Source organism: Brevibacterium sp. UBA7493, from assembly GCF_002479565.1.
Taxonomy (GTDB): Bacteria; Actinomycetota; Actinomycetes; order Actinomycetales; family Brevibacteriaceae; genus Brevibacterium; species Brevibacterium luteolum.
The window spans coordinates 61,796-77,452 of sequence record NZ_DLOD01000010.1 but is presented as its reverse complement, the minus strand read 5'-3'; the positions used below and the strand labels follow the sequence as shown (position 1 = coordinate 77,452).

Genomic DNA, 15,657 nt, shown 5'->3' with positions numbered 1-15,657 from the left:
ACCGTTCGGTTGACACCGGATTCGACCTCCTGCACGATCCCAAGCGTCGGTCATCCTGGTGGAATGGAATCGAACACTCCCGTACCCGCACCAGGATCACCAGAGAAGGGATGCCCATGACCGCACTGTTCAGAGCCGCAACCGCCTACCTCATTCTCGGGCTCGCCTCCGGCCTGTATTACCGCGAATTCACCAAGGTCAACGGCTTCGCCGCAGGGGAGTTCACCCAGCTCTCGGCCACCCACACCCACCTGCTGGCGCTGGGCTTCATGATGTTCCTCATCTTCCTCGCCCTCGAGAAGCTCTTCGCGATCTCTCACAGCCGCAAGCTGTTCCTCTGGTTCTTCTGGCTCTACAACGCCGGCGTGCTGACCACCGTGGCGATGATGGTCTGGCACGGCAGCCTCACCGTCCTCGGCCGGGAATCCAACGCCATGATCGCCGGCATCGCCGGCATCGGCCACATCCTCATCACTGCCGGACTCATCGTCTTCATCATCGCCCTGCGCCGGGCCATCTCCGCCCCGCTCACCGCCGCTCCTGCCGGATCCGGAACGGCCGTGAGCGCCTGATGACTGCTCCCGAGGCGGAGGGGGCCGGTCGGCGTCCGGAACGTCGCGACTGGCTCGCCTTAGCTGCGCTGTCGGTCGGGCTCGGACTCATCGTCCTCGACGGCACGATCGTCGGGGTGGCGCTGCCGGCGATCATCACCGACCTCCGTCTCGACCTGACACAGGCGCAGTGGGTCAACAGCCTCTATGCGGTGCTGCTGGCGGCCCTGCTGCTGCCAACTGGCAAGCTCGCTGACAGATTCGGCCGCAAGCGCACGTTCATCGCCGGCCTGGCTGTCTTCATCGCCGGCAGCATCCTCGCCGGGCTCTCGACAGCGGCCGGACCGCTCATCGCCTCGCGCGCTGTCCAGGCCGTGGGCGCGGCGCTCATCATGCCCTCGACGCTGTCGAGCGTCAACGCCATCTTCCGCGGCCGTTACCGAGCCGCGGCCTTCCGCGTCTGGGGTGCGGTGATCTCCGGTGCCGCCGCTGTCGGCCCGCTGGCCGGCGGTGCGCTGACCCAATGGATGTCCTGGCATTGGATCTTCCTTGTGAATGTGCCCCTCGGCCTGCTCGTGGCGCTCGCCGCAGTCTTCACGGTGCGCGAGACCCGCAGCGATCAGCGCCTGCCCGGTGCTGACATCGACGGTGCGATCCTGAGCATCCTCACCTTCGGCACCCTCGTCTTCACCGTCATCGAAGGCTCCGACCTCGGCTGGTGGACACCCACGGCCGACCTCGTCATCCTCGGCTGGACCTGGCCGGCCAGCGCCCCGATCTCTGCCGTGCCGGTCGCGCTGGCGGTCTCCGTTCTCGCCTTCATCGTCTTCATCCGCTGGGAGAGGCGCCGCGAGCGCCGGCACCGGTCAGCCATCCTCGACCTCGGGCTGTTCTCCTACTCGACCTTCTCGTGGGGCAACGTCACTGCCGCAATGGTCGCGATCGGCGAGTTCGCCATCATCTTCGTCCTGCCGCTCTACCTCATCAACGCCCTGGCTCTCAGCGTCATGAGCGCCGGCCTGGTGCTTGCCGCAATGGCACTCGGCGCGTTCTTCTCCGGGGCTGCTGCGCGGCACGTCGCCGCCCGGCTCGGGGCTCCGGCCACCGTGCTCATCGGCCTCGGACTCGAAGTCAGCGGCGTGCTCGTTCTCACGTTCGTCATCGGCGGCCAGACACCGGCCTGGATCATTGCGGCCCCGCTCGTCGCCTATGGACTCGGCCTCGGCCTGGCATCAGCGCAGCTGACCAGCACCGTGCTCAATGAGATCCCGGTCGGCAGCTCCGGGCAGGCCTCGGCCACCCAGAGCACCGTCCGCCAGGTCGGCTCGGCACTCGGCACCGCGTTCGCCGGTGCTGCCCTGTCCCTGTCGCTGGCCCTCACCCTGCCGAGCGCCCTCGGCTCTGCCGGCGTGACCGGACAGGCCGGTGACGCGCTTGCCGAGGCGACACGCCAGTCAGCCGGCGGCACCATCGTCCAGCTGCGGGCCGAAGGATCTGGCAGTCAGTTCGGGGAGCATACTTTCGCCGTCGTCGACGCGCTCGCGACCGGATTCGCCGACGCCACCCGGTGGACGCTGCTGACGGCGACTGTGTTCCTCATCCTCGGTTTCATCGGCGCCGTGAACGTCCGTCAGGCTGCGGCGGCACATGCAGATGGGCAGTCGGTGCACGGATCCTGACCGCGTCGAGGCCACCCGGCAGCGCGGCGGCCGCCGCATCGACCGTGCCCCGAAAGCAGGAGCTCAGCGTTCAGTCAGCCCAGTTCCTCCGAAAGCTCCAGCCACCGGTCTTCGAGTTCGGACGATTCCGTTTCCAGCTCCCGCAGCTCATTCGTATAGGACTGCAGCCCCTCGAAGTCCGCCTGGTCGTGATCAGCCATGCGCTCATGCACCCGGCTGATCTGCTGACTGAGCTTGTCCAAGCGCCGCTCGAGCGAGGCCAGCTCCTTCTCCGCTGCCCGCCGCTCGGCACCGGTGAGTCCCGTCGGCTCCTCGGCGCTATCAGTCCTGATCCCGTCGCCCCCGCCGCCGCCACCTGCGCCAGCACCGCCTCGGGAGCGGGAAGCCTCGGCCGGACCGGCCTGGCGCTGCAGCTTGAGGTACTCATCGACTCCGCCGGGGACGTGGCGGAGCTTGCCGTCGATGATCGCGTACTGCTGGTCGGTCACGCGCTCGAGCAGGTAGCGGTCGTGGGAGACGACGAGCAGGGTGCCTGGCCACGAGTCGAGGAGGTCCTCCATCGCGGCGAGCATGTCGACGTCGAGGTCGTTGGTCGGCTCGTCGAGGATCATGACGTTCGGCTCGTCGAGCAGCACGAGCAGCAGCTGCAGGCGGCGGCGCTGCCCGCCTGAGAGATCCCCGACCCGGGCGGACAGGTAAGCATTCGAGAACCCGAGGCGTTCGAGCAGCTGGGCGGGTGTGAGCTCCTTGCCGTCGACGACGACCGAGCTCTTCTGCCTGCCGAGCACCTCACGCACCCGCTCGCCTTCGATCTCGGCCAGCTGCGAGAACTGCTGATCGAGCACGGCGAGCTTGACGGTCTTGCCGCGTTTGATGCGCCCGGCGCTCGGTTCGACGGTGCCGGCGATGAGCCCCAGCAGCGTCGACTTGCCCGCCCCGTTCGCGCCGAGGATCCCGGAGCGCTCACCGGGGCCGATCCGCCACGTGACACCGAGCAGGATCTCGCGTTCGCCGAAGGACACCGAGGCATCGAGCACATCGATGACGTCCTTGCCCAGCCGGGCGGTCGCCAGGCGGGTGAGTTCGATCGGATTGCGCACTGGCGGCACATCGGCGATGAGCGCATTGGCCGCATCGATGCGGAATTTCGGCTTCGACGTCCGGGCAGGCGCTCCGCGGCGCAGCCAGGCGAGTTCCTTGCGCATGAGGTTCTGCCGCTTCGCCTCGGCCACGGCAGCCTGCCGGTCGCGTTCGACGCGCTGGAGGACATAGGCGGCGTATCCGCCTTCGAAGGGTTCGACGATGCCGTCGTGGACCTCCCACGTCGTCGTGCACACCTCGTCGAGGAACCACCGGTCGTGGGTGATGACAAGCAGCGCCCCGGACCCGGCCGGCCAGCGCCGCTTGAGGTGCTCGGCCAGCCACGCGATCCCCTCGACGTCGAGGTGGTTGGTCGGCTCGTCGAGGGCGAGGATGTCCCAGTCGCCGACGAGCAGCTTCGCCAGCGCCACCCGGCGGCGCTGCCCGCCGGAGAGCGCGCCGACCCTCGCCTGGAAGTCGATGTCGCAGGTCAGCCCGGCGAGCACATCGCGGATCTGCGGATCTGATGCCCATTCGTGTTCGGGCGCGTCGCCGACGATGGAGGCCTGCACCGTCGCCGAGGCGTCGAGATCGTCGGTCTGGTCGAGGACTCCCAGGCGGGTGCCGCCGCGACGGGTCACCCGCCCGGCATCCGGAGTGATGGTGCCGGCGAGCATGCCCATGAGGCTGGACTTGCCGTCGCCGTTGCGGCCGACGATGCCGATCCGATCACCGGCGTCGATGCCGAGGGTGACAGAGTCGAAGACCGTGCGGGTCGGGTATTCGAGTGCGATCGCTTCCGCGCCGAGTAGATGTGCCACGGCCCCATGGTACGCGCGGCCCGTCAGGCTGAAGTCTTATGCCCCATTTCCGTTGCCGTTGCCGTTGAGGGCGGCCGCGCAGCGGGCGTTGCCGGCGTCGAGGGCATCCACGACCTCGATGCAGGCGGTGAGCACCGCCCTGGGCCGGGTGGCGAGCACCTCGGCGTAGGACCGGGTGAGCAGCCGGTGATGCCGCTGCAGCAGAGCCGTGGCCGCCTCGGTTGGCAGCAGTGCCGTGCGCCGCCGGTCGGATGCATGGCGCTGCCGGTCGACGAAACCAGCCGCAGCCAGGCGCTCGGTGATCGACGTCAGCGTCGAAGCGGAGATGTCGAGCTGGCGGCAGATCTCCTGGGGCCGTGCCGGCTGTTCGTCGGCTGCGGACATCGAGATGAGCTGGAGGACATGGAAGTCCGTCGTGCTCAGCCGCTCGGTGCGCAGGAACCGGGCGGTCGCCAAGCGCAGACTGACGAGCTGACGCTGGTTGGCCCGCACGATCGACTCGATGGCCGAGAGTCTGCGCGTCGCCTCCCCAGACGGGGGAGAGGCCGGGCGCCGGGTGCGGCGTGAAGCGGTCATCAGCGAGCCTTTCGAGCAGGCAGCCGAAGCTGCACGACAGGGTGAGTGGAACTGGTCTTGTGGAACTGGTCCTGTCGGGCACACTAGCCTCACCGCGACGCCGCAGACAGGGCAGACCGCCCGTTATGGCAGGATTGCGCTTCCGGTGTTCCAGGACTGACACACGCGAGGTGGCGCAGCCGCGTGTCGGTGCAGGTCACGGCTGGGCAACGTCCGCCCGACACCCGCTCCGAAAGCATGAAAGTGTGCAAAAATGACTCATGATAGGTGCAGGCCGTTCTCACCAAACGGCCAGGTTCACCTGTTTTCAGAACACACGAGACTGGGAGACATCCTGTGAAGAAATCGATCATGGTTCCGGCCACCGCCCTCGCGGCAGCGTCTGCACTGCTGCTGTCGGCCTGTGGTGAGGCTCCGGAGGAATCCTCCAACGGCGGGGGAGAGGCAAGCGACTTCAAGGCGTGCATGGTCTCCGACTCCGGCGGCTGGGACGACAAATCCTTCAACCAGTCCGGCCGCGAGGGCCTCGACAAGGCCAAGGAGGACTTCGGCATCGAAGAGGCCCTTGCCGAATCCGCTGACGACTCCGATTTCGGGCCCAATGTCGACAATATGGTCCAGCAGGGCTGCGACCTGACCTTCGGCGTCGGCTTCCTCCTCGAAGACGCACTGCAGGAGGCCGCTGAGGCCAACTCTGATATGAACTTCGCGCTCATCGACTCCACCTTCTCCGATGGCGACGGCAACCCGGTCGAACTCGAGAACGCCAAGCCGCTGGTGTTCAACACTGCTGAGGCCTCCTACCTCGCCGGCTACCTGGCTGCGGGCATGAGCGAATCGGGCAAGGTCGCCACCTTCGGCGGCATGCAGATCCCGTCGGTGTCGATCTTTATGGACGGCTTCGCTGACGGCGTCGACAAGTACAACGAGGACAAGGGCGAAGATGTCCAGCTCCTCGGCTGGGACAAGGAGAAGCAGGAGGGCTCGTTCTCTGGCGACTTCGAGAACCAGGGACAGGGACAGGCGCTGACCGAGCAGTTCATCTCGCAGGGCGCTGACATCATCATGCCGGTCGCCGGACCGGTCGGCCTCGGCGCCGCCTCGGCCGCATCGAAGTCTGATGGCACCAAGGTCATCTGGGTCGACTCCGACGGCTACGAGTCGGCTGCCGAGTACAAGGACGTCATGCTCACCTCGGTGATGAAGGAGATCTCGACGGCCGTCTATGACACCGTCGAGGCAGCCAAGGACGGCAACTGGGACGCCAAGCCCTACGTCGGCACGCTGGAGAACGAGGGCGTCGGACTGGCCCCGTACCACGACTTCGAGGACCAGGTCGATGACGGCCTGAAGAAGGAAGTCGAAGATCTCAAGCAGCAGATCATCGACGGCGAGATCACCGTCGAGTCGCCCTCGACCCCGCAGCAGTAAGTTCCTTCCACGCCCGAGGCGGTGCTCGCCTGACCACGTGCGCTCGCCAGCGCACACGCTTACGGTGAGCACCGCCTCGGCTGCGGAATAAAGGAGAGTCCACGTGAAACTCGAGCTCCGCGGGATCACCAAGGTATTCGGATCCCTCGTCGCCAACGATGACATCAACCTCGTCATCGAACCCGGCGAGATCCACGCCCTGCTCGGTGAGAACGGCGCCGGCAAGTCGACGCTCATGAACGTCCTCTACGGCCTCTACGCCCCAGACGGCGGCCAGATCCTCATCGACGGCACCGAACGCACCTTCTCCGGGCCCGGTGACGCTGTTGCCGCCGGCATCGGCATGGTGCATCAGCACTTCATGCTCGTGCCCGTCTTCACCGTCGCCGAATCGGTTGCCCTCGGCTACGAGCCGACGAAGGGCCTCGGGCTGCTCGATCTGAACCAGGCGCGCGAGAAGGTCCGCGAGATCTCCGCCCGCTTCGGGTTCGACATCGACCCCGATGCCGTCATCGAGGACCTGCCGGTCGGCGCCCAGCAGCGCGTTGAGATCATCAAGGCGCTCTCCCGCGATGCCGAGGTGCTCATCCTCGACGAGCCGACCGCGGTGCTGACCCCGCAGGAGACCGACGAGCTCATCGAGATCATGCGCCAGCTCAAGGCTGAGGGCACCTCGATCGTGTTCATCACGCACAAGCTGCGCGAAGTCCGGGCTGTTGCCGACCAGATCACCGTCATCCGCCGCGGGGCGGTCGTCGGCGAGGCGGAGCCGACGTCCTCGGAACAGGAACTCGCCAGCCTCATGGTCGGCCGCGACGTCAAGCTCGCCACCGAGAAGGCCCCTGCCGACCCTGGTGAGGAGTCCTTCGTCGTCAAGGACCTGACCGTGCTGTCGAAGAACGGCACCGTGACCGTCGACAACATCTCCTTCTCCGTCGCCCGCGGTGAGATCTTCGTCATCGCAGGTGTGCAGGGCAACGGCCAGACCGAGGTCGCCGAAACGATCATCGGCCTCGACGAGCCGCACGCCGGCTCCATCACCCTCGAGGGTACGTCGCTGCTGGGCAAGTCAGTGAAGAAGCGCCTCGACGCCGGGATCGGGTTCGTGCCCGAGGACCGTTCCACCGACGGCGTCATCGCCGGCTTCTCCATCCGCGAGAACATGATCCTCGACCAGTACGACCGCGAGCCCTACGCCAAGGGCCTGGCGCTGCGCCCGACAGTCATCCGCGAGAAGGCCGCTGAGAAGGTCGAGGAGTTCGACATCCGGCTGACCTCGATCGACGACCCGATCTCAACCCTGTCCGGCGGCAACGCGCAGAAGGTCGTGCTCTCCCGTGAACTCGGCCGCAAGCTCAGCCTGCTCATCGCCAGCCAGCCTACCCGCGGCCTCGACGTCGGCTCGATCGAGTTCGTGCACAAGCGCATCATCGCCGAACGCGATGCCGGCACCCCCTGCATCATCGTCTCCACCGAGCTCGATGAAGCCCTCAACCTCGCCGACCGGATCGCCGTCATGTACCGCGGCACGATCATCGGCATCGTCCCCGGTGACACCCCGCGCGACGTGCTCGGCCTCATGATGGCAGGCGTGCCTGCCGACGAAGCCCTGGCCCGCTACCGCGACGGCTCAGGTGCCACCGCCGTGTCTGCAGCAGCGAAGGAGGAGCTCTGATGACGGACCAGCCCACTCCCGCAGCCACCGGCACGGACACCGCCGCCGGCCCCAGCGGCCCGAAGAGCCCCGCAACCCCCAACGGCCCCGGCTCCGGCGGCGGCTCGACCGCAGCCAGCGGCCCGGGTGCCACCCAGGGCACGATCATCCGCCGCATTCTGTCGTCCTCGGCGATGGTCTCGGTGCTCTCGGTCGTCATCGCCCTCATCCTCGGCGGCATCCTCATCGCCGCTGCCAACCGCGAGGTCCAAGCCACCCTCGGCTACTTCTTCGCCCGCCCGACCGACTTCTTCGTCACCGTCTTCCGCACCGTCAGCGAGGCCTATCTGGCGCTCTTCCGCGGCGCGTTCATCGACTGGCAGGCCTCCAGCTTCGTGCGCGCGATCCGCCCGCTGACCGAGACGATGGTGAATGCCACCCCGCTCATCCTCGCCGGCCTCGGCATCGCCCTGGCCTTCCGGTCGGGCCTGTTCAACATCGGCGCCCAGGGCCAGCTCATCCTCGGCGCGATCCTCGGCGGCTACTTCGGCTACGCGGTCGGCCTGCCGCCGGTTATCCACTTCCTCTTCGCCCTCCTCATGGGTGCCGTCGCCGGCGCCTGCTGGGGCGGTATCGCCGGCTTCCTCAAGGCCCGCACCGGCGCCAACGAGGTCATCGTCACGATCATGCTGAACATGATCGCCGGCTACCTGCTGGCCTATCTGCTCAAGCAGAGCTGGTTCAAGCAGACCACCTCGGCCAACCCCGCCACCCGCAACATCGACGAGTCCGCCTTCCTCCCGCAGCTGCTGCCGGACCCGTTCCGCCTGCACTTCGGCTTCATCGTCGCGCTGCTGGCCGTGCTGTTCGTCTGGTGGCTGCTGGAGCGCTCCACCCTCGGCTTCGAATTCCGCGCCGTCGGCGAGAACCCGAACGCCGCCCGCACCGCCGGCATCTCCGTCGGCCGGGTCACCCTGCTCGTCATGGTCACCGCCGGCGCCCTGTCGGGACTCGCCGGCGCCTCGCTCATCCTCGGCACCGAGGCCAAGCTCACCGGCGGCATCGCCGGCACGCTCGGCTTCGATGCCATCACCGTCGCCCTGCTCGGCCGGTCCCGGCCGCTGGGCACCCTGCTCGCCGGTCTGCTGTTCGGCGCCTTCCGCGCCGGCGGCTACCTCATGCAGTCCCAGACCGGCACCCCGATCGACATCGTCCTCGTCGTCCAGTCGGTCATCGTGCTGCTCATCGCCGCACCGCCGCTGGTCCGCACGATCTTCCGCCTGCCGGCACCCCTTGCAAAGGAGGCGCGATGAACGCCAAGAAGGCCACCGCGGCTGCTGAGAGCCTCGACCACGCCGCAGCCGACGTCCGGGCGCCGATCGCCTGGAAGTTCCCCATCATCTTCGGCGTCCTCGCCGTCCTCGCGCTGCTGTTCTTCGGCCTGCTGGCCGCCGCCGGCAAGCACACCACGTTCGCCTTCGCCTCCTCCGGTGACTTCTTCGCCATCCCCGAGGTGACGGTCCCGACGAAGCTCACCGGCATCGTCCTCGGCGTGGTGCTGCTGGCATTGGCCGCCTACGCCACCTTCGAGGCCGCAAACCGGCGCCGCATCCCGGTGTGGGTGATGGTGTCCTTCGGCATCATCTTCGTCCTCAGCTTCCTCAACTGGGCCGGCGGAGACACCGGCCGCATCCCGATCACCGCGCTGCTGGCCGGTTCGCTGGCCCTGTCAGTGCCGCTCATCTTCGGTTCGATGTGCGGGCTCGTCGGTGAGCGCTCAGGCATCATCAACATCGCCATCGAAGGCCAGCTGCTTGCCGGTGCATTCCTCGCCGCCGTCGTCGCCTCGCTGTTCTCCAGCCCGTACGCCGGCCTCATCGCAGCCCCTGTCGCCGGCGCGCTCGTCGCGGTCGTGCTGACGTTCTTCGCGGTGCGCTACTGGGTCGACCAGATCATCATCGGCGTGGTGCTCAACGTGCTCGTCATCGGCGTCACCAGCTTCCTGTTCTCCACGGTGCTCACCGCCAACGCCGAGAAGTGGAACTCACGCCAGCAGCTGCCGAACCTGCCGATCCCGCTGCTGTCGGACATCCCGGTGCTCGGCAACGTGCTGTTCAACCAGAACATCCTCGTCTACCTCATGTACGTCACGGTGATCCTGCTGCAGATCTTCGTGTTTCGCTCCCGCTGGGGCCTGCGGATGCGTGCGATCGGCGAGCATCCGAAGGCCGCTGACACCGTCGGCATCAACGTCAACCTCAACCGGGTGGCCAACACGATCTTCGCCGGTGCGATCGCCGGCTTAGGCGGGGCGTTCTTCACGATCGGCTCCGGCCTGGCCTTCGGCAAGGAGATGTCGGCCGGACAGGGCTACATCGCCCTGGCTGCGATGATCCTCGGCAAATGGAACCCTGTGGGCGCACTGGCAGCGGCACTGCTGTTCGGATTCTCGAAGAACCTCGGCAACACGCTCTCGGCCATCGGCACCCCGGTGCCCAGCGAGCTGCTGCTCATGCTGCCCTACATCGTCACGATCCTCGCCGTGGCCGGATTCGTCGGCCGCGTCCGCCCGCCGGCCGCCGAAGGCAAGCCGTACTCCACCCAGTGACCCTGCCCAGGCAGGGAAGGAGGCTGCACATGCGACAGTTCGACGCCGAGGTGTGGCAGCAGCTGCATGACGCCGCCACCGAGGCGATGGAGCGCGCCTACGCACCGTACTCCGGCTACCCCGTCGGGGCAGCCGCACTTGTCGACGACGGCCGGATCGTCTCCGGCTGCAATGTCGAGAACGCCTCCTACGGGCTCGGCCTGTGCGCCGAATGCGGACTCGTGAGCGAACTCGCCCGCACCGGCGGGGGACGGCTCATCGCATTTGCCTGCGTCGACCAGAACCGTGACAAGCTGGTGCCATGCGGCCGCTGCCGCCAGCTGCTCTACGAGTTCGGCGGCCCCGACCTCGTCCTCGACATGCCGTCGGGCATCCGGCCGCTGGCAGACGTCCTGCCCGAGGCGTTCGGCCCGGACCACCTCGACACCACCTCGTGAAAGGACTCCCCATGACCGCAGAGACCACCACGGAAGCCTTCGACGCCGTCGACATCATCCGCACCAAACGCGACGGCGGCACCCTGAACGATGACCAGATCGCCTGGATCATCGACGCCTACACCCGCGGTGTCGTCGCCGATGAGCAGATGTCGGCCCTGGCGATGGCGATCTTCCTGCGTGGCATGAGCGATGCTGAGACCGCCCGCTGGACGCAGGCGATGATCGACTCCGGTGAGCGGATGAGCTTCGACTCGCTGTCCAAGCCGACTGTCGACAAGCACTCCACCGGCGGTGTCGGGGACAAGATCACCCTGCCGCTGGCCCCACTCGTCGCCGTCTTCGACGTCGCCGTCCCGCAGCTGTCCGGCCGCGGCCTCGGCCACACCGGCGGCACCCTCGACAAACTCGAATCGATCCCCGGCTGGCAGGCCGACATGAGCAACGAGGAGCTGCTCGCCCAGCTCGAGGACCTCGGCGCCGTCATCTGCGCAGCCGGCTCCGGCCTGGCACCGGCGGACAAGAAGCTCTACGCCCTGCGCGACATCACCGCCACCGTTGACTGCCTGCCGCTCATCGCCTCGTCGATCATGTCGAAGAAGATCGCCGAGGGCACCTCAGCCCTCGTCCTCGACGTCAAGGTCGGCTCTGGTGCGTTCATGAAGGACGAAGCCTCCGCCCGCGCACTGGCCGAGACGATGGTCCGCCTCGGCACCTCTGCCGGCGTCGACTGCACCTCGCTGCTGACCGACATGTCGGCCCCGCTCGGGCTCACCGTCGGCAATGCGCTGGAAGTCCGCGAATCTGTCGAAGTGCTCGCCGGCGGCGGGCCCGCCGACGTCGTCGACCTCACCGTGGCGCTGGCTGAGGAGATGCTGCGCATGGCCGGCAAGCCCGACGCCGACGTCCGCGCCGCCCTGGCCGACGGTCGCGCGATGGACAAGTGGAACCAGATGATCCGCGCCCAGGGCGGCGACCCGGAGGCCGCGCTGCCGCAGGCAGCCGAGACCGAGGTGGTGCGCGCCGAATCCGCCGGCGTCCTCACCGGCCTTGACGCGCTGTCGGTCGGTGTGGCCTCCTGGCGCCTCGGCGCCGGCCGTGCCAAGCAGGGCGATGAGCTCTCGCTCGGCGCCGGTATCGAACTCCACGCCAAGCCCGGCGAAGCCGTCACCGCCGGTCAGCCGCTCATGACCCTGCACGCCGACAACCCGGCCCTCTTCGCCCGCGCCCAGGAGGCTCTGGCCGAGGCCGTCGAGATCACCCCGGCTGCCGAAGGAGCCGACGCCGAGGCGGCTGCCGGTTCGATCGTCATCGACCGCATCACCGCCTGAGCTTGAACTCCAACCCGAACCACCCCTGACATCCGTTACGAGACCCCGAACCTGAAGGAGATGCGATGACCGCTCGCACCGACGTCGCCCGCATGATCGATCACACCCTGCTCAAGCCTCAGAGCACCGCCGAGGACGTCGCGGCACTCGTCGCTGAAGCCCAGGAGCTCGGTGTGCTCGCCGTGTGCGTCTCACCGAACATGCTGCCGCTGATGAACACCGGCGATCTCGTCGTCGCCACCGTCTGCGGTTTCCCCTCCGGTGCCCACCACGGTGAGGTCAAGGCCGCCGAGGCCGCGCTGTCGGTGCGTCAGGGGGCGGCAGAGGTCGACATGGTCATCAATCTCGGTCTCGCGCTCGCCGGTGACTTCAAAGGAGTCGAGGCTGAGATCCGCGAGGTCGTCAGCGCCTGCGCCGAATCCAGCCGCGCCACCGGCTCTGAGGCGATCGTCAAGGTCATCATCGAATCCGCGGCACTGAACGACGATCAGATCGTCGCCGCCTGCAAGGCCGCCGAGGCCGCAGGCGCCCACTTCGTCAAGACCTCCACCGGCTTCCACCCGGCCGGCGGCGCTTCGGCACATGCCGTCAAGCTCATGCGGGAGTCCGTCGGCGACCGCCTCGGCGTCAAGGCCTCCGGTGGCATCCGCGATGCTGAGGCTGCCCAGCAGATGATCGACGCCGGTGCCTCCCGCCTCGGGCTCTCCGGTTCCGCGGCCGTGCTCGACGGCTTCGAGAACTGATCGCCCACACTCCGCCCAGATCGCGGAACGCGCCCGAGGAAATCCCTCGGGCGCGTTCGCGCGCGGTGGCTTTGCCGAGGTCAGAGCCCGAAGAACAGTGTCAGGTCCGCCCGCATCTGCTCCAGTCGTGCACGGGCCGCTTCGATCTCCTCGAGCGCCCCGACTGCTTCGAGGTAGCACTTGAGCTTCGGTTCAGTGCCCGAGGGCCGGATGATGACCCGGTCACCGGCAGCCATCAGCAGCATGATCCCATCAGTCGGCGGCAGCTGTCCTGAGCCCTCAGCCAGGTCGATGACCTCGGTGACGTCATGGCCGGCCAGCTGCTCAGGCGCCGCAGCCCGCAGCCGGGCCATCGCCTCGCCGATGAGAGAGGTGTCGGTCAGCCGGAACGTCAGCGGCTGCGTGACGAACGCGCCATCACGCGTCCGGATGCGCTTCAGCTCATCGTCGACATTGCGGGCCTGCTCGGCCAATGCTGAGACCAGCGAGGCGAACACGACGCCGGCCGAGATGCCGTCCTTATCGCGCACGACATCCGGGTCGACGCAGTAGCCCAGCGCCTCCTCATAGCCGAACGCCACACCCGGAACACGGGAGATCCACTTGAAGCCGGTGAGCGTGGCCGCATGCTCCAGCCCATGGGACTTCGCCGCAGCGGCAAGCGCGCGAGACGACACGATCGAATTGGCCAGCACCGCATCCTGTGGGCTGCGGGCAGCGATGTGCTCACCGAGCAGCAGACCGACCTCGTCACCGGTCAGCTGCCGCCAGCCGCTTGTACCTTCCTCAGCACCGGCAGCCGGATGCACCGGCACAGCTGCCGACATGCGGTCGGCATCCGGGTCGTTGGCGATGATGAGATCGGCACCGACCGCATCGGCCAGGGCAATCGCGGCATCGAGGGCACCGTCCTCCTCAGGGTTGGGGAAAGTCACCGTCGGGAAGTCCGGGTCCGGCTGCTCCTGAGAGGCCACAGCATGGACATCGTCGAAACCGGCGCGCTCGAGTGCCGCGCACATCGTCGCCCCGCCGACCCCGTGCAGGCTCGTGATGACGATCCGCACCGGTGCTGTGCGCACAGCACCGAGCCGCTGGCCGAGCGCATCGATCGAGGCGAGATAGTCCTCGACGATCTGCTCACTGACCGTCTCCCAACCGGACTCGGCACGCGGGGTGCCGGCGACCGTGGCGATGCCGGCGATGTGGGCGGCGATGAGGTCATCGAAGGGCGGGACGATCTGCGCACCAGCCCCCGCCTCGGCGGCGGCAGCAGCCTGCGCATCACCCTGCCGGTCCAGGACCGCCTGGAGGGGGCGGGCGCCGAGGTAGACCTTGTATCCGTTGTCCTGCGGCGGGTTGTGGCTGGCGGTCACCATGACCCCGGCATCGCAGTCGAGATGACCGAGCGCGAAGGCGAGCACCGGGGTGGGCAGCTTGTCGGGCAGCAGCAGCGCCTGCCCACCGGCGGCGGTGACGACAGCAGCGGTGTCGCGGGCGAAGTCAGCTGAGCCGTGGCGGGCATCGCAGCCGATGACAACCCGGAATCCCTCACCGAGGGTGTCGCGCAGGAACCCGGCCAGACCGGCGGCAGCGCGGATGACGACGGCCCGGTTCATGCGGTTCGGCCCGCCGCCGAGTGCCCCGCGCAGCCCGGCGGTGCCGAAGGTCAGGGGAGCGGCGAACCGGTCCTCCAGCTCCGCGATCGCGGCCGCATCGCCGGCCGTTGCAGATTCCAGCAGTGCGGCCAGTTCCGTGCGGGTCTGCTCGTCTGGGTCGTCGGCGATCCAGGACTCGACGATGTCGGCATCGAAGCCGTCGGTGAAGACCGTCGGCGCAGGTGGCTGTGGGGGCTGCGACTGTGGGGGCTGGGCGGGGCTCATCAGTCCTCCTGGGCGATCTTGCCGACGATCTCGGCCAGCAGCCGCGAGATCCGCGGTCCTGCGGCCTTGCCGGCGGCGATGACCTCTGAGTGGTCGAGCGGCTCGGCGCTCACACCGGCGGCGAGGTTCGTCACGAGCGAGATGCCGAGGATCTCAAGCCCCGCCTCACGGGCGGCGATCGCCTCGAGTGCGGTCGACATGCCGACGAGGTCGGCGCCGAGCGCACCGGCCATCCTCACCTCGGCCGGAGTCTCATAGTGGGGTCCGCGGAACTGGGCGTACACACCCTCGGGCAGGTCACTGTCGATCGAGCGGGCGAGCTCACGCAGCCGCGAGGAGTACAGGTCGGTCAGGTCGACGAACGTCGCGCCCTCCAGCGGGGAGGCGGCGGTGAGGTTGATGTGATCGGAGATGAGCACCGGGGTGCCGGGGCCCCATTCGGGGTTGAGCCCGCCGCAGCCGTTGGTGAGCACGAGCGTTTGGCAGCCGGCGGCAGCTGCGGTCCGCACACCGTGGGCGACTGCACGCACGCCGCGGTCTTCGTAGAAGTGGGTGCGGGCTCCGAGCACGAGCGCATGCTTGGCCTCAGCACCGGAGCCGGGGTCGTCGATGCGCAGGGTGCGCAGGGTGCCGCCGTGGCCGGCGACGACGGGGGAGTGGAAGCCGGGCACCTCGGCGGCCAGCACCTCGGAGATGGTCTCACCGATGAGCTCGGCGGCCTCACCCCAGCCCGAGCCCAGGACGAGGGCGATGTCGTGGTGGTCGATGCCGGCAGCGTCGTTGAGGACGGTGGCTGCCTGCTTGGCGGCGGCGGTAGGATCGCTGATGTGTGAGTCGCTCATGGTCTGAGATTATCAGCGGCGCTC

Annotated in this window: 13 protein-coding genes; 9 read left to right on the top strand and 4 right to left on the bottom strand. The window is 68.1% G+C overall.

Translation table 11 applies throughout. The features are described from left to right. Positions 1-116 precede the first annotated feature (116 nt). Both B4E96_RS06415 and B4E96_RS06410 read left to right on the top strand, forming a co-directional pair. A complete protein-coding gene (locus B4E96_RS06415; RefSeq protein ID WP_286956832.1) occupies positions 117-572 on the top strand; it encodes a DUF2871 domain-containing protein in 456 nt (151 codons plus the stop codon). Continuing rightward, the gene (locus B4E96_RS06410) at positions 572-2,230 is read left to right on the top strand and encodes an MFS transporter (protein ID WP_286956831.1); all 1,659 of its coding nucleotides are present in this window, start codon (positions 572-574) and stop codon (positions 2,228-2,230) included. The genes B4E96_RS06415 and B4E96_RS06410 overlap by 1 nt, the downstream gene beginning before the upstream one ends. 74 nt (positions 2,231-2,304) lie before the next feature. Here B4E96_RS06410 and B4E96_RS06405 read toward each other — a convergent pair whose 3' ends face one another. Then, positions 2,305-4,131: an ABC-F family ATP-binding cassette domain-containing protein gene (locus B4E96_RS06405; protein WP_286956829.1), complete on the bottom strand. Its 1,827-nt coding sequence runs from the start codon at positions 4,129-4,131 to the stop codon at positions 2,305-2,307. Between the two features lie 36 nt (positions 4,132-4,167). Continuing rightward, positions 4,168-4,707 carry a MarR family transcriptional regulator gene (locus tag B4E96_RS06400; RefSeq protein WP_286956828.1) on the bottom strand — a complete coding sequence of 180 codons (540 nt, stop codon included), beginning with the start codon at positions 4,705-4,707 and terminating at the stop codon, positions 4,168-4,170. 351 nt (positions 4,708-5,058) lie between these two features. Between B4E96_RS06400 and B4E96_RS06395 the strand changes: the two genes are divergently transcribed. From B4E96_RS06395 to deoC, 7 genes are all read left to right on the top strand, one after another. Continuing rightward, a complete protein-coding gene (locus B4E96_RS06395; protein WP_414632682.1) occupies positions 5,059-6,138 on the top strand; it encodes a BMP family lipoprotein in 1,080 nt (359 codons plus the stop codon). A 103-nt stretch (positions 6,139-6,241) separates the two neighbouring features. Next, the gene (locus B4E96_RS06390) at positions 6,242-7,813 is read left to right on the top strand and encodes an ABC transporter ATP-binding protein (RefSeq protein ID WP_102162998.1); all 1,572 of its coding nucleotides are present in this window, start codon (positions 6,242-6,244) and stop codon (positions 7,811-7,813) included. Further along, the gene (locus tag B4E96_RS06385; RefSeq protein ID WP_102162997.1) at positions 7,813-9,105 is read left to right on the top strand and encodes an ABC transporter permease; all 1,293 of its coding nucleotides are present in this window, start codon (positions 7,813-7,815) and stop codon (positions 9,103-9,105) included. Before B4E96_RS06390 ends, B4E96_RS06385 begins: the two co-directional genes overlap by 1 nt. Next, positions 9,102-10,400 (top strand): ABC transporter permease, encoded by a 1,299-nt coding sequence (locus B4E96_RS06380; protein WP_286956826.1) that lies wholly within the window; start codon positions 9,102-9,104, stop codon positions 10,398-10,400. Before B4E96_RS06385 ends, B4E96_RS06380 begins: the two co-directional genes overlap by 4 nt. Before the next feature lie 29 nt (positions 10,401-10,429). After that, positions 10,430-10,837, top strand: coding sequence for a cytidine deaminase (locus tag B4E96_RS06375; protein ID WP_286956825.1), 408 nt, complete (start codon positions 10,430-10,432; stop codon positions 10,835-10,837). 11 nt (positions 10,838-10,848) lie between these two features. Continuing rightward, on the top strand, positions 10,849-12,168 hold the full coding sequence (locus B4E96_RS06370; protein ID WP_286956824.1) for a thymidine phosphorylase: 1,320 nt from the start codon (positions 10,849-10,851) through the stop codon (positions 12,166-12,168). Between the two features lie 65 nt (positions 12,169-12,233). Then, entirely contained in the window at positions 12,234-12,911 is a 678-nt protein-coding gene (deoC, locus tag B4E96_RS06365) for a deoxyribose-phosphate aldolase (protein ID WP_259800314.1), read from the top strand. 80 nt (positions 12,912-12,991) lie between these two features. Here deoC and B4E96_RS06360 read toward each other — a convergent pair whose 3' ends face one another. Both B4E96_RS06360 and B4E96_RS06355 read right to left on the bottom strand, forming a co-directional pair. Further along, positions 12,992-14,791, bottom strand: a complete 1,800-nt coding sequence (locus tag B4E96_RS06360; protein WP_286956822.1) for a phospho-sugar mutase — start codon at positions 14,789-14,791, stop codon at positions 12,992-12,994. Further along, positions 14,791-15,633, bottom strand: a complete 843-nt coding sequence (locus B4E96_RS06355) for a purine-nucleoside phosphorylase (RefSeq protein ID WP_170274580.1) — start codon at positions 15,631-15,633, stop codon at positions 14,791-14,793. The genes B4E96_RS06360 and B4E96_RS06355 overlap by 1 nt, the downstream gene beginning before the upstream one ends. Positions 15,634-15,657: the final 24 nt, after the last annotated feature.

What these genes read in the sequence shown, in the direction of transcription:
- B4E96_RS06410 (WP_286956831.1), top strand. Translation starts at nt 572, where the DNA reads ATGACTGCTCCCGAGGCGGAGGGGGCCGGTCGGCGTCCGGAACGTCGC.
- B4E96_RS06385 (WP_102162997.1), top strand. Translation starts at nt 7,813, where the DNA reads ATGACGGACCAGCCCACTCCCGCAGCCACCGGCACGGACACCGCCGCC.
- B4E96_RS06355 (WP_170274580.1), bottom strand. Translation starts at nt 15,633, where the DNA reads ATGAGCGACTCACACATCAGCGATCCTACCGCCGCCGCCAAGCAGGCA.
- B4E96_RS06360 (WP_286956822.1), bottom strand. Translation starts at nt 14,791, where the DNA reads ATGAGCCCCGCCCAGCCCCCACAGTCGCAGCCCCCACAGCCACCTGCG.
- B4E96_RS06375 (WP_286956825.1), top strand. Translation starts at nt 10,430, where the DNA reads ATGCGACAGTTCGACGCCGAGGTGTGGCAGCAGCTGCATGACGCCGCC.
- B4E96_RS06395 (WP_414632682.1), top strand. Translation starts at nt 5,059, where the DNA reads ATGGTTCCGGCCACCGCCCTCGCGGCAGCGTCTGCACTGCTGCTGTCG.
- B4E96_RS06415 (WP_286956832.1), top strand. Translation starts at nt 117, where the DNA reads ATGACCGCACTGTTCAGAGCCGCAACCGCCTACCTCATTCTCGGGCTC.
- B4E96_RS06370 (WP_286956824.1), top strand. Translation starts at nt 10,849, where the DNA reads ATGACCGCAGAGACCACCACGGAAGCCTTCGACGCCGTCGACATCATC.
- B4E96_RS06380 (WP_286956826.1), top strand. Translation starts at nt 9,102, where the DNA reads ATGAACGCCAAGAAGGCCACCGCGGCTGCTGAGAGCCTCGACCACGCC.
- B4E96_RS06400 (WP_286956828.1), bottom strand. Translation starts at nt 4,707, where the DNA reads ATGACCGCTTCACGCCGCACCCGGCGCCCGGCCTCTCCCCCGTCTGGG.
- deoC (WP_259800314.1), top strand. Translation starts at nt 12,234, where the DNA reads ATGACCGCTCGCACCGACGTCGCCCGCATGATCGATCACACCCTGCTC.